The sequence below is a fragment of the Curvibacter delicatus NBRC 14919 genome (assembly GCF_001592265.1).
GTDB lineage: Bacteria > Pseudomonadota > Gammaproteobacteria > Burkholderiales > Burkholderiaceae_C > Hylemonella > Hylemonella delicata.
Window position 1 is genome coordinate 51,839 of the sequence record NZ_BCWP01000004.1, and the last position, 24,624, is coordinate 76,462.

The 24,624-nt window shown below is 64.1% G+C and carries 23 protein-coding genes; 18 read left to right on the top strand and 5 right to left on the bottom strand.

Annotated elements, in window-relative coordinates; genetic code table 11:
• Positions 1–26: 26 nt before the first annotated feature.
• The 10 genes from CDE01S_RS03165 to CDE01S_RS03210 all read left to right on the top strand — a co-directional run bounded on the left by CDE01S_RS03165 (position 27) and on the right by CDE01S_RS03210 (position 10,969).
• Positions 27–3,830, top strand: coding sequence for a nitrate reductase subunit alpha (locus tag CDE01S_RS03165; protein WP_066703617.1), 3,804 nt, complete (start codon positions 27–29; stop codon positions 3,828–3,830).
• 16 nt (positions 3,831–3,846) lie between these two features.
• Positions 3,847–5,370 (top strand): nitrate reductase subunit beta, encoded by a 1,524-nt coding sequence (gene narH / locus CDE01S_RS03170; protein WP_066703620.1) that lies wholly within the window; start codon positions 3,847–3,849, stop codon positions 5,368–5,370.
• Between the two features lie 2 nt (positions 5,371–5,372).
• Positions 5,373–6,062 (top strand): nitrate reductase molybdenum cofactor assembly chaperone, encoded by a 690-nt coding sequence (gene narJ, locus CDE01S_RS03175; protein WP_066703622.1) that lies wholly within the window; start codon positions 5,373–5,375, stop codon positions 6,060–6,062.
• A 2-nt stretch (positions 6,063–6,064) separates the two neighbouring features.
• Positions 6,065–6,799, top strand: coding sequence for a respiratory nitrate reductase subunit gamma (gene narI / locus CDE01S_RS03180; RefSeq protein ID WP_218016494.1), 735 nt, complete (start codon positions 6,065–6,067; stop codon positions 6,797–6,799).
• A gap of 11 nt (positions 6,800–6,810) precedes the next feature.
• On the top strand, positions 6,811–7,641 hold the full coding sequence (locus CDE01S_RS03185; RefSeq protein WP_066703625.1) for a peptidylprolyl isomerase: 831 nt from the start codon (positions 6,811–6,813) through the stop codon (positions 7,639–7,641).
• A gap of 140 nt (positions 7,642–7,781) precedes the next feature.
• Complete coding sequence (locus CDE01S_RS03190; protein WP_066703628.1) at positions 7,782–8,522, top strand: carbonic anhydrase; 741 nt, start codon at positions 7,782–7,784, stop codon at positions 8,520–8,522.
• Positions 8,523–8,608: 86 nt separating this feature from the next.
• Positions 8,609–9,835: an NAD(P)H-dependent flavin oxidoreductase gene (locus CDE01S_RS03195; RefSeq protein WP_066703631.1), complete on the top strand. Its 1,227-nt coding sequence runs from the start codon at positions 8,609–8,611 to the stop codon at positions 9,833–9,835.
• 106 nt (positions 9,836–9,941) lie between these two features.
• The gene (locus CDE01S_RS03200; RefSeq protein ID WP_218016495.1) at positions 9,942–10,253 is read left to right on the top strand and encodes an ElaB/YgaM/YqjD family protein; all 312 of its coding nucleotides are present in this window, start codon (positions 9,942–9,944) and stop codon (positions 10,251–10,253) included.
• A 4-nt stretch (positions 10,254–10,257) separates the two neighbouring features.
• Positions 10,258–10,659 carry a phage holin family protein gene (locus tag CDE01S_RS03205; RefSeq protein WP_084382668.1) on the top strand — a complete coding sequence of 134 codons (402 nt, stop codon included), beginning with the start codon at positions 10,258–10,260 and terminating at the stop codon, positions 10,657–10,659.
• 1 nt (position 10,660) lies between these two features.
• Complete coding sequence (locus CDE01S_RS03210) at positions 10,661–10,969, top strand: YqjK-like family protein (RefSeq protein WP_066703638.1); 309 nt, start codon at positions 10,661–10,663, stop codon at positions 10,967–10,969.
• A gap of 221 nt (positions 10,970–11,190) precedes the next feature.
• Here the strand turns inward: CDE01S_RS03210 and CDE01S_RS03215 are convergent, their stop codons facing one another.
• The gene (locus CDE01S_RS03215) at positions 11,191–11,595 is read right to left on the bottom strand and encodes a ribonucleotide reductase subunit alpha (RefSeq protein WP_066703640.1); all 405 of its coding nucleotides are present in this window, start codon (positions 11,593–11,595) and stop codon (positions 11,191–11,193) included.
• A gap of 149 nt (positions 11,596–11,744) precedes the next feature.
• On the opposite strand from CDE01S_RS03215, the gene CDE01S_RS03220 reads away from it, so the two are divergent.
• Positions 11,745–14,627 carry an adenosylcobalamin-dependent ribonucleoside-diphosphate reductase gene (locus CDE01S_RS03220; protein WP_066703643.1) on the top strand — a complete coding sequence of 961 codons (2,883 nt, stop codon included), beginning with the start codon at positions 11,745–11,747 and terminating at the stop codon, positions 14,625–14,627.
• Positions 14,627–15,172: a hemerythrin domain-containing protein gene (locus tag CDE01S_RS03225; RefSeq protein ID WP_066703646.1), complete on the top strand. Its 546-nt coding sequence runs from the start codon at positions 14,627–14,629 to the stop codon at positions 15,170–15,172. The genes CDE01S_RS03220 and CDE01S_RS03225 overlap by 1 nt, the downstream gene beginning before the upstream one ends.
• Here the strand turns inward: CDE01S_RS03225 and CDE01S_RS03230 are convergent, their stop codons facing one another.
• Complete coding sequence (locus CDE01S_RS03230) at positions 15,173–15,610, bottom strand: universal stress protein (RefSeq protein WP_066703649.1); 438 nt, start codon at positions 15,608–15,610, stop codon at positions 15,173–15,175.
• A gap of 64 nt (positions 15,611–15,674) precedes the next feature.
• Positions 15,675–16,427, bottom strand: coding sequence for a 2OG-Fe dioxygenase family protein (locus CDE01S_RS03235; protein WP_066703652.1), 753 nt, complete (start codon positions 16,425–16,427; stop codon positions 15,675–15,677).
• Between the two features lie 144 nt (positions 16,428–16,571).
• Between CDE01S_RS03235 and CDE01S_RS03240 the strand changes: the two genes are divergently transcribed.
• Entirely contained in the window at positions 16,572–17,084 is a 513-nt protein-coding gene (locus CDE01S_RS03240) for a hemerythrin domain-containing protein (RefSeq protein WP_066703654.1), read from the top strand.
• Between the two features lie 19 nt (positions 17,085–17,103).
• On the opposite strand, the gene CDE01S_RS03245 is transcribed toward CDE01S_RS03240, so the two are convergent.
• Positions 17,104–17,979, bottom strand: coding sequence for an ion transporter (locus CDE01S_RS03245; RefSeq protein ID WP_066703657.1), 876 nt, complete (start codon positions 17,977–17,979; stop codon positions 17,104–17,106).
• A gap of 8 nt (positions 17,980–17,987) precedes the next feature.
• Positions 17,988–19,685, bottom strand: a complete 1,698-nt coding sequence (locus CDE01S_RS03250; protein WP_066703660.1) for a long-chain fatty acid--CoA ligase — start codon at positions 19,683–19,685, stop codon at positions 17,988–17,990.
• Between the two features lie 123 nt (positions 19,686–19,808).
• Here CDE01S_RS03250 and CDE01S_RS03255 point away from each other — a divergent pair, with 123 nt between their 5' ends.
• The 5 genes from CDE01S_RS03255 to CDE01S_RS03275 are packed head-to-tail and all read left to right on the top strand — an operon-like array spanning position 19,809 to position 24,622.
• Complete coding sequence (locus CDE01S_RS03255; protein WP_066703662.1) at positions 19,809–20,840, top strand: amino acid ABC transporter substrate-binding protein; 1,032 nt, start codon at positions 19,809–19,811, stop codon at positions 20,838–20,840.
• Between the two features lie 8 nt (positions 20,841–20,848).
• Positions 20,849–21,799 (top strand): amino acid ABC transporter permease, encoded by a 951-nt coding sequence (locus tag CDE01S_RS03260; protein WP_066703896.1) that lies wholly within the window; start codon positions 20,849–20,851, stop codon positions 21,797–21,799.
• A 4-nt stretch (positions 21,800–21,803) separates the two neighbouring features.
• Positions 21,804–22,907, top strand: coding sequence for an amino acid ABC transporter permease (locus CDE01S_RS03265; protein WP_066703665.1), 1,104 nt, complete (start codon positions 21,804–21,806; stop codon positions 22,905–22,907).
• 6 nt (positions 22,908–22,913) lie between these two features.
• Entirely contained in the window at positions 22,914–23,657 is a 744-nt protein-coding gene (locus tag CDE01S_RS03270; RefSeq protein WP_066703668.1) for an amino acid ABC transporter ATP-binding protein, read from the top strand.
• Between the two features lie 2 nt (positions 23,658–23,659).
• The gene (locus CDE01S_RS03275) at positions 23,660–24,622 is read left to right on the top strand and encodes a Bug family tripartite tricarboxylate transporter substrate binding protein (RefSeq protein WP_084382671.1); all 963 of its coding nucleotides are present in this window, start codon (positions 23,660–23,662) and stop codon (positions 24,620–24,622) included.
• The last annotated feature ends 2 nt before the right edge of the window (positions 24,623–24,624 follow it).

Here is a 24,624-nt window from a genome sequence, read left to right on the forward strand (position 1 = left end):
CCGAACCTGATTGACCGGAGACCAACATGAGTCACTTTCTCGACCGACTGAGCTACTTCTCGCAGCCGAAGGAATCGTTCTCGAACGACCACGGCATCACCACGGGTGAAGACCGCACCTGGGAAGACGCCTACCGCGACCGCTGGGCACACGACAAGATCGTGCGCTCCACCCACGGCGTGAACTGCACGGGCTCCTGCTCGTGGAAGATCTACGTCAAGGGCGGCATCGTCACCTGGGAAACCCAGCAGACCGACTACCCGCGCACCCGCTGGGACATGCCCAACCACGAGCCGCGCGGCTGCGCCCGCGGCGCCAGTTACAGCTGGTACCTGTACAGCGCCAACCGCGTCAAGTACCCGATGGTGCGCGGTCGCCTGCTCAAGCTCTGGCGTGAGGCACGCCTCTCGCATGATCCGGTGGATGCCTGGGCCTCGATTGCCGACAGCAATGCCAAGCGCAAGGAATACCAGAGCGTGCGTGGCCTCGGTGGTTTCGTGCGCTCCAGCTGGGACGAGGTCAACGAGATGGTGGCTGCCGCCAACATCTACACCGTCAAGAAACACGGCCCGGACCGCGTGATCGGCTTCTCGCCGATTCCGGCCATGTCCATGGTGTCCTACGCCGCCGGCTCGCGCTACCTGTCGCTGCTGGGCGGCGTCTGCATGAGCTTCTACGACTGGTACTGCGACCTGCCCCCCGCCAGTCCGCAGATCTGGGGTGAGCAGACCGACGTGCCCGAATCGGCCGACTGGTACAACTCCACCTACATCATCGCCTGGGGCTCCAACGTGCCGCAGACACGCACGCCCGACGCCCACTTCTTCACCGAGGTGCGCTACAAGGGTGCCAAGACCGTTGCCATCACGCCCGACTACGCCGAAATCTCCAAACTGGCCGACATCTGGATGCACCCCAAGCAGGGCACGGATGCGGCCTTGGCCATGGCCATGGGCCATGTGATCCTGAAGGAGTTCTACTTCGACAAGCGCAGCGCCTACTTCGATGACTACGCACGGCGTTACACCGACCTGCCCATGCTGGTGATGCTCAAGGAGCAGAAGGCACCGAACGGCGAGACCATTCTGGTTCCGGATCGTTATGTGCGGGCCAGCGACTTCAACGGCAAGCTCGGCCAGGCCAACAACCCCGAGTGGAAAACCGTGGCCTTCAACGAAGACGGCAAGGTGGTACTGCCCAACGGTGCCATCGGCTTCCGCTGGGGCCCGGATGGCCGTGCCGATGCCGGCCAGTGGAATCTGGAATCCAAGGAAGCGCGTCACGGTGGTGATGTGAAGCTCAAACTCTCGGTGCTGGAAGGCGACAGCCCCAGCAGCGAGACCGCCAAAGTGGGCTTCCCCTATTTCGGCGGCATTGAATCCGAGCACTTTCCGAACAACACCACGGGTGCGGCCAGCAGCAACGTGCTGGTGCGCACGGTGCCGGTCCAGCGCATTGCGCTGGGCAAGGAAGGCGAGAAGCGCGAAGCCCTGGTGGCCACCGTGTTCGACCTGCAAGCCGCCAACTACGGTGTGGCCCGCGGCATCGCCGGCGAGCTGGCTGCCAGCAGCTTTGACGATGACACACCCTACACCCCGGCCTGGCAGGAGAAGATCACCGGCGTGCCGCGCCAACAGCTCATCACCGTGGCACGCCAGTTCGCCGACAACGCCGACAAGACCAAGGGCAAGTCCATGGTCATCATCGGCGCGGCCATGAACCACTGGTACCACAGCGACATGAACTACCGCGGAGTCATCAACATGCTGATGATGTGCGGCTGTATCGGGCAAAGCGGTGGCGGCTGGGCTCACTACGTGGGTCAGGAAAAGCTGCGCCCGCAGACCGGCTGGACCGCACTGGCCTTCGCGCTGGACTGGATCCGTCCGCCGCGCCAGATGAACTCCACCAGTTTCTTCTACGCCCATACCGACCAGTGGCGTTACGAGAAACTCGGTATGGAAGAGGTGCTCTCGCCCCTGGCCGACAAGAAGCTGTACGGCGGCAGCATGATCGACTACAACGTGCGCGCCGAGCGCATGGGCTGGCTGCCCTCCGCCCCGCAACTGCAGACCAACCCGATGCAGGTGGTGAAGGACGCCGTGGCGGCCGGCATGGACCCGAAAGACTACACCGTCAAGGGCCTGAAGGACGGTTCTCTGAAAATGAGCTGCGAGGACCCGGACCACCCGGCCAACTGGCCGCGCAACATGTTCGTCTGGCGCTCCAACATCCTGGGCTCCAGCGGCAAGGGTCACGAATACTTCCTCAAGCACCTGCTGGGCACCAGCCACGGCGTGCAGGGCAAGGACCTCGGCAAAGACGATGCCAAACCGACCGAGGTGGTGTGGCATGACCAGGCGCCGGAAGGCAAGCTGGACCTGCTGGTCACGCTGGACTTCCGCATGAGCACCACCTGCCTGTACTCGGACATCGTGCTGCCAACGGCCACCTGGTACGAGAAGAACGACCTCAACACCAGTGACATGCACCCCTTCATCCACCCCCTGAGCACCGCGGTGGACCCGGCCTGGCAATCGAAGAGCGACTGGGAGATCTACAAGGGGTTCGCCAAGAAGTTCAGCGAACTGTGCGTCGGCCACCTCGGCGTGGAACGCGAAATGGTGCTGTCGCCGCTGATGCACGACTCACCGGCCGAATTGGCCCAGCCTTTCGGTGTGCAGGACTGGAAGAAGGGCGAGACCGACCTCATCCCGGGCAAGACCGCGCCCAACATGATGGTGGTCGAGCGCGACTACCCCAATCTCTACAAACGCTTCACTGCCCTGGGGCCGCTGATGAACAAGGTGGGCAACGGCGGCAAGGGCATTGCCTGGAACACCCAGACCGAGGTCAAGCAGCTCGGCGAACTCAATGGCGTGGTGAGGGCCGAAGGCGTGACCTGTGGCATGCCGAAAATCGAGACCGACATCGACGCCTGCGAAGTGGTGTTGCAACTGGCCCCCGAGACCAACGGCCATGTTGCCGTGAAGGCTTGGGAAGCGCTCAGCAAACAAACGGGGCGCGATCACGTGCACCTGGCCCTGTACCGCGAAGACGAGAAGATCCGTTTCCGCGACATCCAGGCCCAGCCGCGCAAGATCATCTCCTCACCGACCTGGAGCGGCATCGAGAGCGAAACGGTGTCCTACAACGCCGGCTACACCAACGTGCATGAGCTGATCCCATGGCGCACCCTGACCGGCCGCCAGCAGTTCTATATGGATCACCCATGGATGACGGCTTTCGGTGAGAACTTCACCAGCTACCGCCCGCCGGTGGACCTGAAGACCACGGCCGGCATCCATGGCGTGAAGTCCAACGGCAACACCGAGATCCTGCTGAACTTCATCACGCCGCACCAGAAGTGGGGTATCCACTCCACCTACACGGACAACCTGTTGATGCTCACGCTCAACCGCGGTGGCCCGGTGATCTGGCTGAGCGAAGACGATGCCAAGAAAGCGGGCATTGTGGACAACGACTGGGTCGAGCTGTTCAACATCAACGGCGCCATTGCAGCGCGGGCGGTGGTGAGCCAGCGCGTCAACCCGGGCATGGTCCTGATGTACCACGCGCAGGAAAAAATCATCAACACCCCGGGATCGGAAATCACCGGGGCACGCGGCGGCATTCACAACTCGGTGACCCGCATCGTGCTCAAGCCCACGCACATGATCGGCGGCTACGCGCAGTTCAGCTACGGCTTCAACTACTACGGCACCATCGGCACCAACCGCGACGAGTTCGTGGTGGTGCGCAAGATGAACAAAGTGGACTGGCTGGATGGCACCGCCGCCACAACCACCAGCACGGGCGCGCACGCCTGAGACTAGGAGAACGAACATGAAAATCCGCGCTCAAATCGGCATGGTGCTCAACCTGGACAAGTGCATCGGCTGCCACACCTGTTCGGTCACCTGCAAGAACGTCTGGACCAGCCGCTCCGGCATGGAATACGCCTGGTTCAACAACGTCGAGACCAAACCCGGCATCGGTTACCCCAAGGAATGGGAAAACCAGGACAAATGGAATGGCGGCTGGGTCCGCAAGACCAATGGCCAGATCGAACCGCGTCAGGGGGCGAAGTGGAAGCTGCTCATGCGCATCTTTGCCAACCCCAACCTGCCGCAGATCGACGACTACTACGAGCCCTTCACCTTCGACTACGACCATCTTCAGTCAGCACCGGAAATGAAGGCCGCACCGACTGCCCGGCCGCGCAGCCTGATCACCGGCCAGCGCATGGAGAAGATCGAGTGGGGCCCGAACTGGGAGGAAATCCTGGGCGGCGAGTTCAGCAAGCGCTCGAAGGACAAGAACTTCGACGACGTGCAGAAGGACATCTACGGCCAGTTCGAGAACACCTTCATGATGTACCTGCCGCGCCTGTGCGAGCACTGCCTGAACCCGGCGTGCGTGGCATCGTGCCCCTCGGGCTCGATCTACAAGCGTGAGGAAGACGGCATCGTGCTGATCGACCAGGACAAGTGCCGCGGCTGGCGCATGTGCGTCAGCGGCTGCCCCTACAAGAAGATCTACTACAACTGGCAGTCAGGCAAAGCCGAGAAGTGCGTCTTCTGCTACCCGCGCATCGAAGCCGGCCAGCCGACCGTGTGCTCGGAAACCTGCGTGGGCCGCATCCGCTACCTGGGCGTGCTGCTCTATGACGCCGACCGCATCGCTGAGGCCGCCAGTGTGGAACATGACCGCGACCTCTACCAGGCCCAGTTGGACATCTTCCTGGACCCGAACGATCCGAAGGTGATCGAGCAGGCCCGTATCGACGGCATTCCGGATGCCTGGATGGAGGCCGCACGCAAGAGCCCGGTCTACAAGATGGCCGTGGACTGGAAGATCGCGCTGCCGCTGCACCCGGAGTACCGCACCCTGCCCATGGTCTGGTATGTGCCACCGCTCTCGCCCATCACGGCAGCCGCCAATGCGGGCCAGATCGGCATCAACGGTGAGATCCCGGACGTCAAGCAGTTGCGCATCCCGGTCAAGTACCTGGCCAACCTGCTGACCGCCGGCGACACCCTGCCGGTGGAACGCGCGCTGGAACGCATGCTGGCCATGCGCGCCTACCAGCGTGAAAAGCACGTGGAAGGCCGCATCAACACCGCAGCGCTGCAGCAGGTTCAGATGACGCAGGCCGAGGTGGAGGACATGTACCAGGTGATGGCGATTGCCAACTACGAGGACCGCTTCGTCATTCCGAGCACACACCGCGAGTACGCCGAAAACACCTTTGACATGCGCGGCGGTTGCGGTTTCTCGTTCGGCAACGGCTGCTCTGATGGCGCCAGCGAGACCAGCCTGTTCGGCGGCACCAAACGCCGCACCATCCCCATCAAGGCAGGAGTCTGACCATGGCACTGACCAACGCAACACTCAGCCTGCGGGTGCTGGCGCGCCTGTTGTCCTATCCGGACGCCGAGCTGCGCAGCCACCTGTCGGAAATGCGGGATGCGCTGCACAGTGAGGCCGCCCTGGGTGCGCCTCGTCTGGCCGAGCTGGATGCCCTGATGCGCAGTTTGACGGCACAGGATCCGCTGGAGGTGGAAGCAGAGTATGTTCAGCTGTTCGACCGTGGTCGTGCCACGTCGCTGCATCTGTTCGAGCACGTGCACGGCGACTCGCGCGACCGTGGGCCGGCCATGATTGACCTGGCCAAGACCTACGAACAAGCCGGCCTCTACCTGGCCGAAGGCGAGTTGCCGGACTACCTGCCGGTGGTGCTGGAGTTCGTCTCCACGCAGCCGCCCAAAGAGGCCCGGGCCTTCCTCGGCGAGATGGCGCACATTCTCAACGCCATCTTCAGTGCCCTGGTGAAGCGCCAGAGCGCCTACGCCAGCGTGCTGGGCGCGCTGCTGGAAATTGCCGGCGAGAAGGCCCAGGCCGTCAAGGTGGCCGAGGACGAACCGCTGGACCAGAGCTGGGAAGAGCCCGCCGTCTTCGGTGGCTGCTCCACGGAAGGCCAGGCCAAGCCGGGCCAGCCCCAGCCGATTCGCATCGTCAAAAACGAAGCCCAACGCCACAACGTTGTGCAAGGAGTGTGATCATGAGCTACCTCAACCAGTTTGTCTTCGGCATCTATCCCTACATCTGCCTCACGGTCTTCCTGCTGGGCAGTCTGATCCGCTTCGACCGCGACCAGTACACCTGGAAAAGCGACTCGTCGCAGTTGCTCAAGGCCGGCCAGCTGCGCCTGGGCAGCAATCTGTTCCATCTGGGCATCCTGTTCCTGTTCTTCGGCCACACGGTGGGCATGCTGACGCCGCACTTCGTCTATGAGCCCTTCATGACGGCTGGCGCCAAGCAGTTGATGGCCATGATCTCAGGCGGTCTGTTCGGCCTGCTGGGCTTCTTGGGTGTCACGCTGCTGCTGCACCGCCGTCTGGCCGAACCGCGCATCCGCGCCACCTCCAAAACCAGCGACATCGTCTTGCTGATCTTGTTGTGGCTGCAGTTCGCACTCGGCCTGGCCACCATCCCGCTGTCGGCCCAGCACCTGGACGGCGGCATGATGATGAAGCTGGCCGAGTGGGCACAGCGCATCGTCACCTTCCGCGCCGGCGCCCCCGAACTGCTGGTGGAAGCCAGTTGGGTTTTCCGGGCCCACATGTTCCTCGGCATGAGCATCTTCCTGATCTTCCCGTTCACGCGGCTGGTCCATGTCTGGAGTGGTTTTGCCTCGGTTGCCTATCTGGTGCGGCCCTACCAGGTGGTGCGCAGCCGCCGTCTGAACCTGCCAGCCGGTCACAACATGCCGCGCCGCCCAGGCGCCGGCGTCTGAAGGAGTGCACCATGAGCGCGTCCTGCTCTCCTTCCTGCGGTTGCGCCAGCGCTGAGACCAGTGCAACTGCCGTGACAGATCTTGTTGTGGCCCGCATCAATGGCGTGGCGCTGCACAGCGCTGATCAGATGCTGTCGGTCGACGAACTGCGTCAACGGGCCTACACCGAACTGCTGCGCCAGGCGGCCCAAAGCCGCGGCCTGCTGGCGGCAGACGATGTGGCCGGCACTGACGGCATTGCCAGTGAGGCTGCGAGCAGCGCCATCGAACAACTGCTGGAGCAAAGCCTGCAGATCCCTGAGCCATCGGACGAGGCCTGCCGCCGCCATCATGTCGCTCATGCCGCCAGCTACCGGGTGGGCGAACGTGCCAACGTGCGCCACATCCTGTTTGCCGTCACACCCGGCGTTGATGTCAAGGCATTGCGTCTGCGCGCCGAAAGCGCCCTGCTGGACGTGCGCAGCCACGACGGCCAGGCCGACCCCTTTGCCGACGCGGCGCGCCAGCTGTCCAACTGTCCGAGCGGGCAGGAAGGCGGCTCACTGGGTTGGCTGACAGCGCAGGACTGTGCACCCGAATTCGCACGCGAAATCTTCGGTCACGCAGAAGTCGGCGTGCTGCCGCGCCTGGTGCACAGCCGCTTCGGCCTGCATGTGGTCGAGGTACTGGAGCGCGAGGCGGGTGAAGACCCGCCCTTTGAAACCGTGCGCGGCGCGGTAGCCATGGCGCTTCGCCAGCAATCCTACGTAACCGCGCTACGCCAGTTCCTGAGTCTGCTGGCCGGACAGGCCCACGTGGAAGGCATTGACCTTGACGGTGCGGATACGCCTTTGGTGCAATAAGTGGCACACCCCCAAGCTACGCGCACTTCGTGTCGCTACGCCCCCCCCCTTGCAGGGGGCAACGCCAGTGGGCCGGCGGAGCCGGTTCCACGGCGTTCCGCGGCTAGACTGCCTCATGCGAAAATCTGAGTTGAAAATTTATGCCTGACGAACTGCTGGATCGGTTGCGCCGTTTCCACGATCACACCTTCCCAGGCATCCAGGAGCAGTTTCAGGATCTGGTGGCGCAAGGACAGCATCCGACCATCCTGTTCATCGGCTGTTCCGACTCGCGGCTGGTGCCCTACCTGCTGACAGGCACCGGGCCAGGCGATCTGTTTCTGGTCCGCAATGTCGGTGCCTTCGTGCCACCCTACGATGGTTCTGCCGGTTTTCACGGCACCGCCGCCGCCATCGAGTTTGCGGTCATCAACCTGCAGGTTTCGCACATCGTGGTGTGCGGCCACAGCCACTGCGGCGGCATTCGCGCACTCTACGAAGGTGCCCCAGCCCAGGCCATCAATCTGACGGCCTGGCTGGAGCTGGGCCGCGAAGCGGCGTTGCCGGTCCAGGTCACCCCCGAGGCCTTGCGCCGCACCGAACAGCGCGCCGTCATCCTCCAGCTGGAACGCCTGATGGGTTACCCCATGGTGCGCGAACGGGTCGAACAGGGCAAACTGGCCCTGCATGGCTGGCATTACGTGATCGAAGAGGGGGAGGTGCATGTGTTCGACGTCAAGAGCGGCGAGTTCGTGCCGGCTTCCAGCGCCTCGCACAGCGGTACCGGCCCGTACGCCATGCCGGAGGACACGATGTCCAGTCCGCTGTTCAACGAAATCGATGAGAGCTACCGCCAGCTGCAGCCAGTCGCCACGCCTGACTGCTCATGCGGCAAAACTTGACCCCGCTCAAAACACGCGCGGCCGGACGTCCCTAAGCTACGCGCTTTGTCACGTACCCATGGCCGCCCACAGCGGTTGCTCTCCACATGCATGCTTCTTCCGCCTTCTCCCCCGCCATCTCTGCAGAAAGCGCCACCTGGCTGGCACGCAGCGGCCTGCGCGCCCTGAACCTGGGGGGGCGTACGCTGCTGCCTGTGGTGCAAGGTGGTATGGGCATCGGGGTCTCGGCCCACCGGTTGGCCGGCAGCGTGGCCGCACTGGGCGGTGTGGGGACTTTGTCATCGGTGGACCTGCGCCGCCATCACCCTGATCTGATGGCACAGACCGGGCACCTTGGTGCCGGCGAAGACACAAAACGCCTGATTGACGCTGCCAACCTAGAAGCCCTGCGGCGGGAAATCAGCGCGGCACGCGAACTGGCCCAGGGCCGCGGCCTGTTGGCCATCAATGTGATGCGCGCCGTCAGTGAATATGCCCCTACGGTACGTTGTGCACTGGAGAGCGGCATCGATGCCGTGGTGGTGGGCGCCGGCCTGCCGTTGGACCTGCCCGACCTGGCACAGGACCATCCGCAAGCCGCACTGATTCCCATCTTGTCCGATGCGCGCGGCGTTCAGTTGATCGTCAAGAAATGGGAGCGCAAAAAGCGCCTGCCTGACGCCATCGTGATCGAGCACCCTCGACTGGCAGGCGGTCATCTGGGTGCGGCCAGGATCGCCGACCTGAACGACCCGCGCTTTGACTTCGAGAATGTCATTCCGCAATCGATCGAATTCCTGAAGTCCGCTGGCATTGAGAAAGAGATTCCCTTGATCGCCGCCGGTGGCATTCGCAGTTTCGAAGACATTGCGCGCCTGCAGTCGCTCGGCGCGGCGGCCGTCCAGCTCGGCACGCCCTTTGCCGTGACCGAAGAAGGCGATGCCCACCCCGAGTTCAAGCGCGTCTTGGCACAAGCCAAAGAAGACGACATGCTGGAATTCACCAGCGTTGCCGGCCTGCCGGCGCGCGCCGTGGCCACGCCTTGGCTGCGCGCCTACCTGAAAATTGAAAGCAAGCTGCAGGCCGTGGTGCACCACAAGGCGCATTGCACCAAATACTTCGACTGCCTGGCCCAGTGTGGCCTGCGTGACGGTCTGCCGGGCTGGGGACAGTTCTGCATCGACAATCAGCTGGCAGCCGCCCTGCGTGGTGATGTGAAAAAAGGCCTGTTTTTCCGCGGCGTCGGCACCCTGCCGTTTGGTGAGCAGATTCGAAGCGTGCGTGACCTGGTCGAACGACTGTTGACACGTCAAGGCGCCCTGCAGCACGCCTGAGGCATGCTTCTGGCGGCACCCCTTTCTTGATCTTCGTCATGAAAGTGGTATGAGAACGCGCTATGCTTGATTCGAATTCTCACCCTGTCACTTAAGGAGAACGAGCGTGCCCCAACTCACCACTGCCCACAAAGATAAATTGATGGCCGATCTGCGCGTCATGATTGCCGATGCGGAAGAACTGCTGCGCGTGACGGCCGACCAGGCCAGCGGCAACGCCGCCGAAGTGCGCGGCCGCATCCAGGGTCGCCTGCAGCAGGCGCGCGCCGAACTGGCGCAACTGCAGGGTGCAGCGGTGGCCCAGGTCAAGGCGGCCGGCCATGCCGCCGATGAATTCGTGCATGAGAACCCCTGGAAATCGGTTGGTGTCGCTGCCGGCATCGGTCTGGTGATCGGCCTGCTGATCGGCCGTCGCTGACCTCATGACGAACCCTGACGGAGGGCTTTTTTCCTCGGTGCGCCAGTTGCTGGCGACCGGGGTGGAGACTCTGCGTGTCCGGCTGGAACTGCTGAGTACCGAAGTTGAAGAGGAAAAACTTCGCCTGTTCGATGCTGTGCTCTGGGCCGGCCTGGCCCTGTTGCTGCTGGGCATGGGGCTGCTGTTCCTGTGTGGCCTGATCGTGGTCCTGCTGTGGGACCACCACCGGTTGCTCGCCCTGGGTGGCCTGACCGTGATCTTTCTTGGTTGCGGCTACTGGGTATTGCAGATCGCACGCGCGCGCCTGCGCGCCCCAGGCGGTCTGTTCACCAGCAGCGTGGCCGAACTGGCTCGTGACCACTCCGAACTGGCCCGCGAACGAGCCGGCCTGGATGAGGCGGAATGACATGTCGGGTGCGATGCGTTCACGCGAGACGGAGCTGGTGGCACGCAAGCAGCAACTGCTGATCCGCAGTGCCGAACTGCGCGTCACCTTGGCGCATCAATCCCAAACCCTGCAAGGACCGTTGGCCTTGGCCGACCAGGCTGTCAGTGGCACCCGCTGGCTACGCAGCCACCCGCAGTGGCCGTTGGGCGCCCTGTTGTTGCTGGCGGTCTTGCGCCCCCGCCGGGCACTGGCCTGGGCGGGGCGACTGTGGTGGGGTTGGGGCCTGTACAAACGGGCGCGCAGCTGGCTAGCACGCGGCGAGCACTGAAGTCCAATCACGGCAACCAGCCCAGCCACCAGACTTCGGATCGGCTCAGCCGAAAATCAGTCACCGCCCTTGGGATAGAGCACTCTTGGCGTGCAACAAACAGTGCGGGTATTGGTCAACGTCACACTGCCGCCCGCGTTCAGAGGCCACTGGGCGCCATCCATTCATGCGGCACCGTCACTCGGCTCGCACGCCATCGGCCACGTGCGACAAGCGGCGACCTATCCCAAACGCACCGGAAACCCTTGTACATCGAAAGGCAGGTAGCTGTCCAGCGCTCCGCGCTTGACGTCTTCCACCATGCGCTGGAGCAGCGCATCGGCATCCTGGCTGCTGGGCGCACGGCCGCCACTGCCCGACATGCCGGCGACAAAAACAAGTGCCCAAGGCTGGCCGAACTGACGCGCCTCATCGGCCAGTGCCGTAAACGAGACAATTTCTTCCGGTGTCTTGTCCACGCACATCAACGGCACCAGCGCACCACCTTGACCCGCCTCAAATCTGGCCGACTGCTCGGGCGTGCTGTCTTCCGGCAGTTCGGCCGAGGCGAAAACGAAAAGCAGACGCTGCGGCTCGGGCTGCTGCCGTGCAGCGGACAGCAGGTCATCAAAAGAGGAAATATTCATACTTGATTTTCGTCAAGGCAGTGCCACACTTACACAAAGGCCGCCGCAAAACAGGCTGTTCGCACAAGGCGAACAAGGTTTGTGACAGGTCAAACAGCAAAGCTGACCTCACTTTAGCATCGTGCAGAAATGATGAGGAGTAATGATTCATGACCGACACCACGCAGAGCCCGCAAGTCAGCACCCAGACCCTTGCCCCCCAGTCCATCAGCGAAGAAGTGCTGCTGGAAAAGTACGCCAAAGGCGATGAACACAGCATCCTGCAGGTCAACCAGCGCGTGGCGCATGCGCTGGCCCAGATTGAGGCACCGGAGCAACGCACACACTGGGAGGGCCGGTTCCTGCATGCCCTGCAGCAGGGTTTCTTGCCGGCCGGACGCATCCAGTCCGCAGCCGGCACGGACCTGACGGCCACGCTGATCAACTGCTTTGTGCAGCCGGTGGGGGACTCGATCGCGCACGATGACGAAGGCCACCCTGGCATCTACGTGGCGTTAATGGAAGCGGCCGAGACCATGCGCCGCGGCGGTGGCGTGGGTTACGACTTCTCCCGCATCCGGCCGCGCGGTGCCTGGGTGGGCAGCACGCAAAGCAGCGCCTCCGGCCCGGTCAGCTACATGCGCGTGTACGACCGCTCCTGCGAAACCGTGGAGTCGGCCGGCAGCCGGCGCGGCGCGCAGATGGGCGTGCTGCGCTGCGACCACCCGGATATCGAGGAATTCATCCATGCCAAGGATGGCGGTGACCTGCGGAACTTCAACATTTCGGTTGGTGTAACCGACGCCTTCATGCAGGCGGTGGAAAACGACACCGAGTTTGAGCTGGTCCACCGCGCGGAAGCCGGTATGGCCCAGAAAGACGCCGGGGCCTATTACGCCAGTGAACGTGGCCTGTGGGTCTACCGCAAGGTGCGCGCGCGCGACCTGTGGGAACAGGTGATGCGTTCCACCTATGACCACGCCGAACCCGGCGTGCTGTTCATCGACACCATCAACCGCGACAACAACCTCTCGTACTGCGAGGCCATAACCAGCACCAACCCCTGCGCCGAACAGCCCTTGCCACCTTATGGTTGCTGCTGCCTGGGGTCGATCGACCTGACGCGCTTCGTGCGTGAGCCCTTCAACGACAAGACCCATTTCGACTTTGCCGGCTTCTCCGAACTCTGCCGCATCGCCACCCGCATGCTCGACAACGTGCTAGACGTGACGGTCTGGCCGCTGCCGCAACAGCAGCAGGAGATGCGCAACAAGCGCCGCGTCGGTCTGGGCTTCACGGGGCTGGGCGATGCACTGGTCATGCTGGGCCTGCGCTACGACACCCAGCCCGCGCGCGACATGGCCCGCAAGATCTCCGAAGCCATGCGGGATGCGGCCTACGAGGCTTCCAACGAACTGGCCCGCGAACGCGGTGCCTTCCCGCTCTTCAACGCCGACATGTACCTGAGCAGTCCGCGCTTTGCCTCGCGGCTGCCGGCGGCGCTGAAGGAGAAGATCCGCAAGCATGGCCTGCGCAACTCGCACCTGCTGTCCATCGCGCCCACCGGCACCATCAGCCTGGCCTTCGCCGACAACGCCAGCAATGGCATTGAACCAGCCTTCAGCTGGCACTACACGCGCAAGAAGCGCATGCCGGACGGCAGCCTGAAGGAATACGCGGTGGAAGACCATGCCTGGCGCCTGTATCGCCACCTCAAGGGCGAAAACACACCGCTCACCCCCGCCTTCGTGACCGCGTTGGAGATGAGCGCGCAGGACCATGCCGCCATGGTTGCGGCTGTGGCGCCGTGCATCGACACCGCCATCTCCAAGACCGTCAATGTGCCGGCCGACTACCCCTATGCCGACTTCCAGGATCTTTACCTGCAGGCCTGGAAGGCGGGCCTCAAGGGCCTGGCCACCTACCGTCCCAACGCGGTGCTGGGTTCGGTGCTCAGCGTCACGCCCACGGCCGCCCCACTGCAGATCGATGATGCCAACCAGCGTCTGGCCCTGGAGCGCCTGCCGGCACCGGTTCTGTCTTCATTGCGCTGGCCAGGCCGGCCCGAGTTGCCCGGCGGCAACCCGGCCTGGAGCTTCATGGTGCACCACCCCTTCGGCGAGTTCGCACTGTTCGTCGGCGAATTGGCGGCCGAGCAAGGTGCGCCGACTCAACCTTTCGAGGTCTGGGTCAACGGCACCGAGCAGCCGCGCGGCCTGGGTGCGCTGGCCAAGACGCTGTCCATGGACCTGCGTGCCAACGACCCGGCCTGGCTGCGCCTGAAGCTTGACGCCCTGGCCACGGTGGCCGAGGAGCGCTCGTTTGAAATGCCCTTCCCCCCGCACGGTGAGCGCCGTCTGTTCCCCGGCGTTGTGGCTGCGACGGCGGCGGTAATCCGCTGGCGCTGTGAACAGCTGGGGGTGTGGCGTGAGCGCGTACACCCCTTGGCCACGCCGGTGATCGACGCCATGTTCAGCCGGGATGAGCCCATCACCGGTCCTTCCGGGACGCTGGCCTGGGCCGTGGACATCGACAACCCGGCCACCGGCGAAGCCTTCACGCTCACCCTGAAAGAGGTCAGCCTGCCTGGCCCCGACGGCAACCCGGTGAACCGGCCCTGTGCGGTCGGCCTGTCGGGCAACTACCCGCGCGCACTCGATGGTCTGGCGCGTCTGCTTTCGCTCGACATGCGCGTGATCGACCCGGCCTGGATCGGCATGAAGCTGCGCAAGCTGCTCAACTACGCGGAACCGCTGGGCCACTTCATGGCCTTTGTGCCCGGTCTGCCACACGGTGAGCGACGCCAGCAGATCTGGCCCTCTACCGTGGCCTACATGGCGCGCCTGATCATCCACCGCTACGCCATGCTGGGCGTGCTCGACGAAGAGGGTTTCCCGCTGCGTGAAATGGGGGTGCTCGAAGCCCCGGGCGCCGACGAGGAAACCGCCGCACTGGCCGGCCGTCCTTGCCCTGAATGTGGCAATCCCACGGTGATCAAAAAGGACGGTTGCGATTTCTGCACCGCCTGCGGTTTTGTGGGACAGTGTGGTTGATGAACCCCAGCAGCGCACTCCCTGGCTTCAACTCACCCGCCGTCGGCTTCGAGCAACCGTTCGAGATGCTCGAAGCCTGTCATGACCGGGTGCGGCGCAGCCTGGCGCTGCTGGGCAAACTGATGGCGTACGTTGCAGACCACGGGCACGATGCGCAAAGCCGTTCCGCTGCGGCTGACGTGCTGCGCTATTTCGATCTGGCGGCGCCTTTGCACCACCTGGATGAGGAAACGCACGTCTTTCCGCTGCTGCTGGAACAAGGGGATGCGGCCGTGCGCGAAGCCGTTCAGTCCCTTCAGCAGGATCACGTCGCCATGGGGCACCTCTGGCTTCGGCTGCGCCTTGTGCTGCTGAACTGGCGTGATGCCGAGGCACCGGCGACGTTGACGGCCTCCACACAAGCGGACGCGACGAGCTTTTCTGCGCTTTATGCCGACCATCTCAAAACCGAAGAAGGCCTGGTCTTTCCGCAGGCTCGCTCGCGGATGGACGCCACCGGTCTGGTGGCCATGGGCCGGCAGATGCAGGCCCGCCGCCAAGGCTGATCAGTCACGCACCACGAACACCGGCAGGTGCGAATGGGACAGCACACGTTGCGCCACGCTGCCCAGCACGATCTTCTCGATGCCATGGCGGCCGTGCGAGCCCATGACAATCAGATCGGCGCCCGTTGTCTTGGCTGCCTCCAGAATGCCGCGCCAGGCCGCATGCTCTTCGACCACCCGGGTCTGCGGCACGACACCTGACTGTTCCAGAAGCTGCTTTGCCGCCTGAATCGCCTGCTCGGCTTCGGCCGTGGCCGCACTCAGGTACTCGGCCTGCCCGTAGGCGAAATCGCTGCCCAGCCCGGTGAAGGGATAGGGATCGATCACGTAGATCACGGTCGCGGCACTGCCAAAAGCCTTGGCCAGACCGGCCGCCTTCTCCACGGCTTTTTGTGCCGTCTCGGAACCATCCACCGGAATCAGAATGTGCTTGAACATGGGGTCACCTCTCTTTGGTTAACTGGGCATCGGCGCTGCCTCGGTTGTCCTTCCCGGGATTCCATCAGATCCGTTTTTCGTCGTCGCCCTGGAAACCGCCAGCGCGCAGCGTCACCACCAGCGTATCACGGTGGCCTGCCGTGCCCAGCGGCTGGATCGGCGTGGTTTCATGGATCACACGCGTATCGTCGAGCAGCAGCAGGGACCAGGGCTCGCTCAGGGTGAAACGCTGGCCATTGGGGCCGTCGGCCTCGAACACGCGCGTTTCTCCACCCTTGACGTCCTGACGCGCCAGCAGGAACACGGCCACCAGATCGACACCGTCGCGGTGCGCCCCCTCGGGCGTGGGGCGGCCGATGCCGTCGGTGGTGTCGATGCGAAAAGGATGCGCTTCCACATACCAGGGCTGCGCCCCCTTCAGGCCCGAGCACACAGCCCCCAGCCAGCGCAGCAGGCGCGGCCAGGCCGCTTGCTCCACCAGCGCCGGCTGCATGGGCGCGAACAGACGCTGCATGCCGCCATGCAGGGCGTTGTATTCCAACGGTTGCCAGTGGGCCCGGTGCGGTGACTGGGTCACGCGCTCACCATCGACCACGAAACAGGAATGGCGCCGGCGCCGGTAGCGGCCACCATCCTTGAGGAAGGCATCGGGCGGCAGATCGTCCCAGAACGGCAGCAGGGCTTTGAGCACGTCAGGCGCACAGCCGCTGGCGGCACTGACACCCGCAGCATCCAGCACGGCATAACCGCGCCGGCGCAAGGTGGCATCGAGTTCAGCGGGAGAAACAGCGGGCGGCGAAAACAGGGAATGGCTCATGACGGCCTCAAGCTTACCGCGTGCCGTGGCCATGGGTCTTTCGCCGCCGTGAGTACGTGGGATTTACCGCCGGTTTCCTGACCTGCGTCAAGCCTGACCGAAGGCACTGCACTTACCCTGCCGGCTCAACTCCGGAGTTTTGACATGCCTTCCCTGCAATGGTCCGACGCCCTGGCGCTGGACTTGCCCCTGATGGACGACACCCACCGCGAATTCGTCGAGCTGCTGGCCCGCGTCGAGGCGTCCGACGACGCCACCCTGCTCGATGCCTGGCAGACACTGATCGCCCATACCGACGACCATTTCGGCCGTGAGGACGAGTGGATGAAGAACACGCGCTTCGCGTCCTCCAACTGCCACAGCATGCAGCATGAGGTGGTGTTGAAGGTGATGCGCGAAGGCCTCACGCGCGGCCAGACCGGCGACTTGGCAACCGTGCGGCAGATGGCCAGCGAATTGGGCATCTGGTTTCCGCAGCATGCGCAGAGCATGGACGCGGCGCTGGCGCTGCATCTGCGTCGCGTCGGCTACGACCCGCTGACCGGCATCGTATCGGCGCCGCAGGCGCTGCCGGCCGACATGATCCACGGCTGCGGCGACAGCTGCTCGACCGATGACACCCCGCGCAAGGAACCAGCCTTGGTAAGTACCTGGTAGCCTGCCCGCCGCGGCAAGCTCAATGCTGCGCGTCGGTGCCGGGTGAAACGGCGGTCAGGCTGGCGCCGCAATGCTGGCAATAACGCGCCTCCAACGCGAGGCCTTCGCTCAGGCATTCCGGACAGGTGCGTGTCATCGGCCCCCGCGTCATGCGCTGTGCTGTCATCTCGGCCGTCACGATACCGGTCGGCACGGCCAACGTGCCCCAACCCAGCAGCATCATGGCCGAGGAGATCAGGCGGCCCAGTTCGGTCTTGGGGGTGATGTCGCCGAAGCCGACCGTGGTCATGGTGGTGATGGCCCAGTACACGGCCGTCGGAATGCTGGTGAAGCCATTGACCGGCCCTTCCACCACGTACATGACGGTGCCCATGACCAGCACGATCATCAGCACCACCGAAATGAAGACCAGGATCTTGCGCCGGCTGGCGCTCAGTGCCTGTCCCAGCGCCTGGTATTCGGAGAAATAGGCGGTGAGCTTGAAGATGCGGAACACACGCAGCAGGCGCAGCACGCGCACATCGATCAGGACATGGATTTCCGGCACCAGCAGGGCCAGGTAGGTCGGCAGCAGGGCCAGCAGGTCGATGATGCCGTAGAAGCTGGTGGCATAACGCCAGGGGTGACGCACGCAGGCCAGACGAGCCAGGTACTCGAGCGTGAACAGGGCCGTGAACAGCCACTCCAACCGGTCAAACAGCGACTGGTAGTGCGCCGGCAGGCCAGGCAGGCTGTCGAGCACGACCACCAGCACACTGAGCAGGATGATGGCGATCAGCCAGAAGTCAAACTGCCGGCCGGCCCGGGTATCGGATTCGAAGATGATGTTGTACAGACGAAGCCGCCAGCCCCTCTGGGGCCAGCCGGTCTGATCCTGAGGCGCAGACGGTGTCATGCGCGAAATTATGGGCCAGTTTGTGCCTCAGCCTCCTGCAGCGCCCGCCACATCACCTTGCCGCTGCCGCTCTTGGGCAGGGCGTCGACGAACTGCACCACACGCGGCACCTTGTAGACCGCCATGTTGTCGCGGCACCAGTCGATGATGGCCTGCTCGCTCACCTGCCCTTTGTGGGAAGAGCGCAGCACCACCACCGCCTTGACCGATTCGCCACGGTAGCTGTCCTTGGTGGAGATGACGCAGGCTTCCTGGATCGCCGGATGCTTGAACATCAGCGCCTCCACCTCGGCCGGCCAGACCTTAAAGCCGGAGGCGTTGATCATGCGCTTGAGGCGGTCGGTCATGAAGAAGTAACCGTCTTCGTCGACCCGGCCCAGGTCGCCGGTGCGGAAAAAGCGCTTGCCCTCGATCTCGATGAAGGCTTCGGCGGTGGCCTCCGGCCGCTTCCAGTAACCCTGGAAGACCTCGGGCCCATGGGTCACGATCTCGCCCGCCTCGCCCACCGGCAGTTCGGCCAGCGTTTCCGGGTCGATCACGCGCGAATCGGTGCTCATGAACGGAATGCCCAGGCACTGCTGCTTGGGCGCATCAGGCGGGTTGGTATGTGAGGGGGCGGCCGTCTCGGTCAGGCCATAGCCTTCGACATAACGCAAGCCGAACTGGTCCAGCAGACGCTGCGCCACCGCTTGCGGCATGGCCGCACCACCGCCGCCGATGTAGACCAGGCTGGACAGGTCGTATTGCTCAAAATGGGGACTGCCCAGCAGGTCGATCATCATGGTCGGGATGTTGGTCCAGTGCGTCACACGACGGCGCGAGATCAGGCGCCCTGCCAGGTCACGGTCCCACCGCGGCATGACGATCAAGGTGGCGCCGATGTAGATGCTGGCATGCATCAGGCTGACCATGCCGGTGATGTGGAACATCGGCACCACCGCCAGCGTCACGTTCTCCGCCGTGCCATTGCCCCACAAGCCACTGGCCACCGCGTTGTGCATGATGCTGGCATGCGTGTGCATGCAGCCCTTGGGCAGGCCGGTGGTGCCACTGGTGTAGGGCAGCAGGGCCAGGTCGGCCGGTCCGACCTGCAACTCGGGCAAGGGCAGGCAAGAGGCCAGGGCCTGCTCCCAGCCATGGACTTGGCCACCCTGCAGAATCGGGAGCGCGTGCTGCGTCAGCAGCCAGTCCCGCCAGATTGCCGGTGGCGCTTCCTCGCCGCTGACCTCGGCGTCGAAAGCATCGGTGAACTGGGTCACGACCAGATGGGCCAGCCCCTGACCGACCGGCAAGGCGTCACTGGCGCGGGCCAGTTCAGGCGCAAGATCGGCGGTGGTGAGGGCCACCTTGGCGTCCGGGTCGGTGATGTAGTGTTTCAGCTCCTCGGCCCGATTCATCGGGTTGACCGGCACCACCACGGCATTGGCGCGCAGGATGGCGAAGTGGGCGATCACCAGTTGCGGGCAGTTCTGCATGTTGAGCACCACACGGTCACCCTTTTTGACCCCCAACCCTTGCAGGTACGACGCCAGGCGCTCTGCTTTTTGCAGCAAATCGGCATAGCTCAGTACACTGCCGAAGAACACCAGTGCAGCCTTGTCGGGATAGCGGCGGGCACTGACGGCCAGGTTATCCCACAACGAGGTGGCAGGCGGGGTGATGGCATGGGGCAGACGGTGGGGCCAGAATTTGTAATGGGCGCGCATGCAGAAAAACTCCTCGAATGCCGCAAGCCTAGCGCCGCGAGGGCACAATCGCATTGGGGTAGCCCCCAAGGCCAGTCGCCGATGTGACGCCCTCAACCGATCGATTTTTACGGAGCTCAGCGCATGAAACGCCCCTTTATCCAGCTCAGCACCCTGGCTCTGGCCGCAGCGGCCACCCTGTTGGGCCTGCCCGCCCATGCCGGCAAGACACTCGACGGCATCAAGGCGCGCGGCCAGCTGGTCTGCGGCGTCAACACCGGCGTGGCCGGCTTCAGCGCCACCGACTCCAAGGGCAAGTGGACCGGGCTGGATGTCGACATCTGCCGCGCCACGGCCGCCGCCGTGCTGGGCGACAGCGAGAAGGTCAAGTACGTCGCCCTCAATGCGCAACAACGTTTCACCGCCCTGCAGTCGGGCGAGATCGACCTGTTGTCGCGCAACACCACCTTCACGCTGACACGCGACGCCTCGCTCGGCTTGCACACGACCGCCGTGACCTACTACGACGGCCAGGCCTTCATGGTGCCGGCCAAGAGCAAGATCCGCAGCGCCAAGCAGCTCAAGGGTTTCACCGTGTGCGTGCAGGCCGGCACCACCACCGAAAAGAACATGACCGACTACTCGCGCAGCAACGACCTCAAGCTCAAGCCGGTCGTGTTCGACAAGCTGGAGGCCGCCAACGGCGCTTACCTGGCAGGCCGCTGCCAGGCCTACAGCACCGACGCCTCGGGTCTGGCCTCCATCCGTGCCAAGGAAGCCAAGAACCCGGCCGACCATGTGATCCTGCCCGAACTGATCTCCAAGGAACCGCTCGGCCCGATGGTGCGCCGCGGCGATGATGAGTGGTTTGCCATCGTCAAATGGGTGGTCTACGGCCTGTTGGAGGCTGAGGAGTACGGCGTCACCCAGGCCAATGTCGACAAGCTGAAGACCAGCACCGACCCGGCGGTACAGCGTATCGTCGGCAGTGGCGAGGACATGGGCAAGCTGCTCGGCCTCGATCGCGAGTGGCTGGCCCGCGCCATCCGTGCCACCGGCAATTACGGTGAAATCTTCGAGCGCAATGTCGGCACCGGCTCGCCCCTCAAGCTGCCGCGTGGCGCCAACAACCTGTGGAGCAAGGGCGGCCTGATGTACGCGCCGCCTATTCGCTGATGGCCGCCTTGCCGTCTCCGTCCCGGAAACGCTGGAGTTGGCGCAGCCAGGCCGTGCGCGGCCTGGCCTGGCAGGTGCTGCTGCTGGCCTTGCTGGCGCTGCTGCTCTGGTTCCTGGCCGGCAACATCGCGCGTAACATGGCGCAGCGCGGCATCCAGAGCGGCTTCGATTTCCTGCTGCAGCCTGCTGGCTTCGAGATCGGCGAGGGCCTGTTCGGCTTCGAGGCCTCGCAGGCCTACTGGCTCGCGTTCCTCACCGGCCTGGGCAACACCCTGCGCACGGCCCTGGTCGGCAGCGTACTGGCCACGGTGCTGGGCACTGCGCTGGGTATTGGCCGTCTCTCCCGCAGTGCGTTGCTGCGTGGCCTGTGTGCCAGCTATGTCGAACTGTTCCGCAACATTCCGCTGCTGCTGCAGTTGCTGATGTGGTACCTGCTGCTGGCTGAAGCACTGCCCGCGTTCGATGCCCCGGGCCGACTGGGTGTGCTGACGCTCAGCAAAAGCGGGCTGGTCTGGCAAGCCACGACGGATGCCGAGCCCTTGTTCACCCTCAGCCCCGAATTCCTGGCGCTGACGCTGGGCCTGAGCCTGTACACCGCCGCCTTCATCGCCGAGGTGGTGCGCGCCGGCATAACCGCCGTGCCGCGCGGCCAGAGCGAAGCCGCCGCCGCGCTGGGTCTCAACCAACATCAGGCCATGCGGCGTGTGGTGCTGCCGCAGGCACTGCGCGTCATCATCCCGCCGCTGACCAACCAGTACCTGAACCTGAGCAAGAACTCCTCGCTGGCAGTGGCCATCGGCTACCCGGATGTGGTCTCGATCGCCAACACTGCCATCAACCAGACCGGCCGCGCGGTGGAATGCCTGCTGATCGTGATGGCGATCTACCTTTGCCTCTCGTTGGCCACCTCGCTGCTGATGAACGTCTACAACGCCCGCGTGGCGCTCAAGGAACGCTGACACGATGACGCCGCAGCACTTCCACCCCATCCCGCCCCGCCCAGCCCCTGCGCGCCCAGCTGGCCCATGGACTTGGCTGCGCAGCCGCCTGTTCTGCGACCGGGGCACGGCACTCACCTCGCTGCTGATTGGCGCCGCGTTGCTGTACTGGCTCCCCCAGTTGTTGGACTGGGCCGTGCTGCGCGCCAGCTGGCGTCCCAACGCCGACGCCTGCCTGGCCGACCGGGCAGGTGCCTGCTGGGGCGTGGTGGCGGAGAAATACCGCATCATCCTGATGGGCCGCTACCCGTTCGACGAGCAATGGCGTCCGCTGCTGGCCACCGGGCTGATGATGGCGCTGCTGGTGATCAGCTGCATCCGGCAATTCTGGCGGCGCTGGCTGGTGCTGCTGTGGCTGGGTGTGCTTGCCGTCTTCTTTTTGCTGATGCACGGCCGGGCTCTCGGCCTGAGCCCGGTCGACACCGACCAGTGGGGAGGCCTGCCACTGACCATCCTGCTGTCTTCGCTTTCGATCGCCCTGGCTTTCCCGCTCGCCCTGCTCGTGGCCTTGGGCCGACGTTCCGAACTGCCGGCCATCCGCGCCGTCTGCACCGTCTACGTCGAGCTGGTGCGGGGCGTGCCACTGATCTCCGTGCTGTTCATGGCGTCGTTCCTGTTTCCGCTGTTCATGCCGCAAGGTCTCTCGATCAATGTGCTGTTGCGTGTGCTGGTGGGCATCACGCTGTTCGCTGCCGCCTACATGGCCGAGGTCATCCGCGGTGGCCTGCAAGCCGTCCCGCGCGGACAGCTGGAGGCCGCTGCAGCGCTGGGCCTGTCATGGTGGCAGACCCAGCGACGCGTGGTACTGCCGCAGGCGCTGGCCGCGGTGCTGCCGGGGCTGATGAACAACTTCATCGCCATCTTCAAGGACACGTCTCTTGTGACCATCGTCAGCCTGTATGAGCTGACCGGTGCCTTGAGCCTGGCGCTCAATTCCGATGCCGACTGGCGCCCCTTCAAGCTCGAAGGCTACCTGTTTGTCGCACTGATCTACTTTGTCTTCTGCCTGGCCATGTCACGCTACAGCCTGTGGGTGGAACAGCAACTCAACCGCGGCCAGGTCCGCTGAAGCTCCATGTCCGACCCCATCATCGTTTTTGAACAAGTCAACAAGTGGTACGGCGATGACTTCCACGTGCTGCGCGACATCGACCTGTCGGTGGTCAAAGGCGAGCGCATCGTGATCTGCGGCCCGTCCGGCTCGGGCAAATCCACCCTGATCCGCTGCATCAACCGGCTGGAAGAACATCAGCAAGGCCGACTCCTCGTCAACGGGCTGGAATTCGGCGACGATGTGAAAGTGATCGACACGGTGCGTCGGCAGGTCGGCATGGTGTTCCAGCAGTTCAACCTGTTTCCGCACCTGAGTGTGCTGGAGAACTTGACGCTGGCGCCGATTCAGGTCAACCAGCTGTCCAGGCGCGAGGCCGAAGAACGCGCCATGGAGCAGCTCGCGCGCGTCAAGATCGCCGAACAAGCCCACAAGTACCCGTTGCAGCTCTCCGGCGGCCAGCAGCAGCGCGTGGCGATTGCGCGCGCGCTGTGCATGAGACCGCAGATCATGCTGTTCGACGAGCCGACCTCGGCGCTAGATCCGGAGATGATCAAGGAAGTGCTCGACGTCATGAGCGAGTTGGCGGCCCAGGACATCACCATGCTGTGCGTCACGCACGAGATGGGTTTTGCCCGCGCTGTGGCGGACCGCGTGATCTTCATGGACCAGGGCCAGATCGTCGAGCAGAATACGCCGCACGAATTCTTCAACCACCCGCAGAGCGAGCGCAGCCGCGATTTCCTTTCCAAGATCCTCGGACACTGACCATGCTGAAACAATTCGCCGCCCTGTTTGCCGCGTTGACACTGGCTCTGGGTGTCACGGCGCAGACCTTTCCCGCCAAGCCGGTGCGCATCGTGGTCGGCTTTCCGGCCGGCGGCCCACTCGACCAACATGCCCGGCTGCTGAGCGACAAGCTGCAAACCATCCTCGGCCAGCCGGTACTGATCGACTACAAGGCCGGTGCCGGCGGCACTGTGGGCGCCCAGGAAGTCATGAAGGCAGCACCCGACGGCCACACGCTGATGCTGGCCAACACCGGCGTCATGGTCATCAACCCCGCGCTCTACAGCCGGTTGCCCTATGCCACGCTGAAGGATTTCACGCCGGTGGCACGCACGGCCATGCAGCCGCTGGCGCTGCTGGTCAACCCCAAGCTGCCCGTGACCAGCCTGAAGGAGTTCATCACCTACACACGTGAGCGCCCCGGCCAGATCAACTACGGCTCGGCCGGCAATGGCAGCATCAGCCACCTGGTACCCGAAATGTTCAAGAATGCCACCGGCCTGTTCATGGTGCACATTCCCTACCGTGGCAGCGCCCCGGCGTTCACCGACCTGATGGCGGGCCAGGTCCAGTTCATGGCTGAGAGCATTCCCCAGGCCGCCAACTACCACAAGCAGGGCAAGGTGCGCGCGCTGGCCGTCACCAGTCGCACACGCAACCCGGCCCTGCCCGACATTCCGACAGTGATGGAAGCCGGCATCAAGGATTTCGAAGTTGTCGGCTTCTACGGTTTTCTTGCGCCGGCCGGCACACCGAAGGATGTGGTGGCCAAACTGAGCGAGGCCTTCCGCCAGGTGCTGGCACTGCCCGAGATCCGCAATCGCATGATCACGCAGGGCGCCGATCCGGCCTTTCTGGGCGCCGACGACTTCGCCAGGTTCCTGGCGGCTGAAATGCCGCGTTGGGCCGCCGCCGTGCAGAAATCCGGCGCCAAACTGGACTGAAG

Excerpts from the sequence above, each read along its gene's own strand:
- CDE01S_RS03165 (WP_066703617.1), top strand. The coding sequence starts at position 27 with ATGAGTCACTTTCTCGACCGACTGAGCTACTTCTCGCAGCCGAAGGAA.
- narH (WP_066703620.1), top strand. The coding sequence starts at position 3,847 with ATGAAAATCCGCGCTCAAATCGGCATGGTGCTCAACCTGGACAAGTGC.
- narJ (WP_066703622.1), top strand. The coding sequence starts at position 5,373 with ATGGCACTGACCAACGCAACACTCAGCCTGCGGGTGCTGGCGCGCCTG.
- narI (WP_218016494.1), top strand. The coding sequence starts at position 6,065 with ATGAGCTACCTCAACCAGTTTGTCTTCGGCATCTATCCCTACATCTGC.
- CDE01S_RS03185 (WP_066703625.1), top strand. The coding sequence starts at position 6,811 with ATGAGCGCGTCCTGCTCTCCTTCCTGCGGTTGCGCCAGCGCTGAGACC.
- CDE01S_RS03190 (WP_066703628.1), top strand. The coding sequence starts at position 7,782 with ATGCCTGACGAACTGCTGGATCGGTTGCGCCGTTTCCACGATCACACC.
- CDE01S_RS03195 (WP_066703631.1), top strand. The coding sequence starts at position 8,609 with ATGCATGCTTCTTCCGCCTTCTCCCCCGCCATCTCTGCAGAAAGCGCC.
- CDE01S_RS03205 (WP_084382668.1), top strand. The coding sequence starts at position 10,258 with ATGACGAACCCTGACGGAGGGCTTTTTTCCTCGGTGCGCCAGTTGCTG.
- CDE01S_RS03210 (WP_066703638.1), top strand. The coding sequence starts at position 10,661 with ATGTCGGGTGCGATGCGTTCACGCGAGACGGAGCTGGTGGCACGCAAG.
- CDE01S_RS03215 (WP_066703640.1), bottom strand. The coding sequence starts at position 11,595 with ATGAATATTTCCTCTTTTGATGACCTGCTGTCCGCTGCACGGCAGCAG.
- CDE01S_RS03220 (WP_066703643.1), top strand. The coding sequence starts at position 11,745 with ATGACCGACACCACGCAGAGCCCGCAAGTCAGCACCCAGACCCTTGCC.
- CDE01S_RS03225 (WP_066703646.1), top strand. The coding sequence starts at position 14,627 with ATGAACCCCAGCAGCGCACTCCCTGGCTTCAACTCACCCGCCGTCGGC.
- CDE01S_RS03230 (WP_066703649.1), bottom strand. The coding sequence starts at position 15,610 with ATGTTCAAGCACATTCTGATTCCGGTGGATGGTTCCGAGACGGCACAA.
- CDE01S_RS03235 (WP_066703652.1), bottom strand. The coding sequence starts at position 16,427 with ATGAGCCATTCCCTGTTTTCGCCGCCCGCTGTTTCTCCCGCTGAACTC.
- CDE01S_RS03240 (WP_066703654.1), top strand. The coding sequence starts at position 16,572 with ATGCCTTCCCTGCAATGGTCCGACGCCCTGGCGCTGGACTTGCCCCTG.
- CDE01S_RS03245 (WP_066703657.1), bottom strand. The coding sequence starts at position 17,979 with ATGACACCGTCTGCGCCTCAGGATCAGACCGGCTGGCCCCAGAGGGGC.
- CDE01S_RS03250 (WP_066703660.1), bottom strand. The coding sequence starts at position 19,685 with ATGCGCGCCCATTACAAATTCTGGCCCCACCGTCTGCCCCATGCCATC.
- CDE01S_RS03255 (WP_066703662.1), top strand. The coding sequence starts at position 19,809 with ATGAAACGCCCCTTTATCCAGCTCAGCACCCTGGCTCTGGCCGCAGCG.
- CDE01S_RS03265 (WP_066703665.1), top strand. The coding sequence starts at position 21,804 with ATGACGCCGCAGCACTTCCACCCCATCCCGCCCCGCCCAGCCCCTGCG.
- CDE01S_RS03270 (WP_066703668.1), top strand. The coding sequence starts at position 22,914 with ATGTCCGACCCCATCATCGTTTTTGAACAAGTCAACAAGTGGTACGGC.
- CDE01S_RS03275 (WP_084382671.1), top strand. The coding sequence starts at position 23,660 with ATGCTGAAACAATTCGCCGCCCTGTTTGCCGCGTTGACACTGGCTCTG.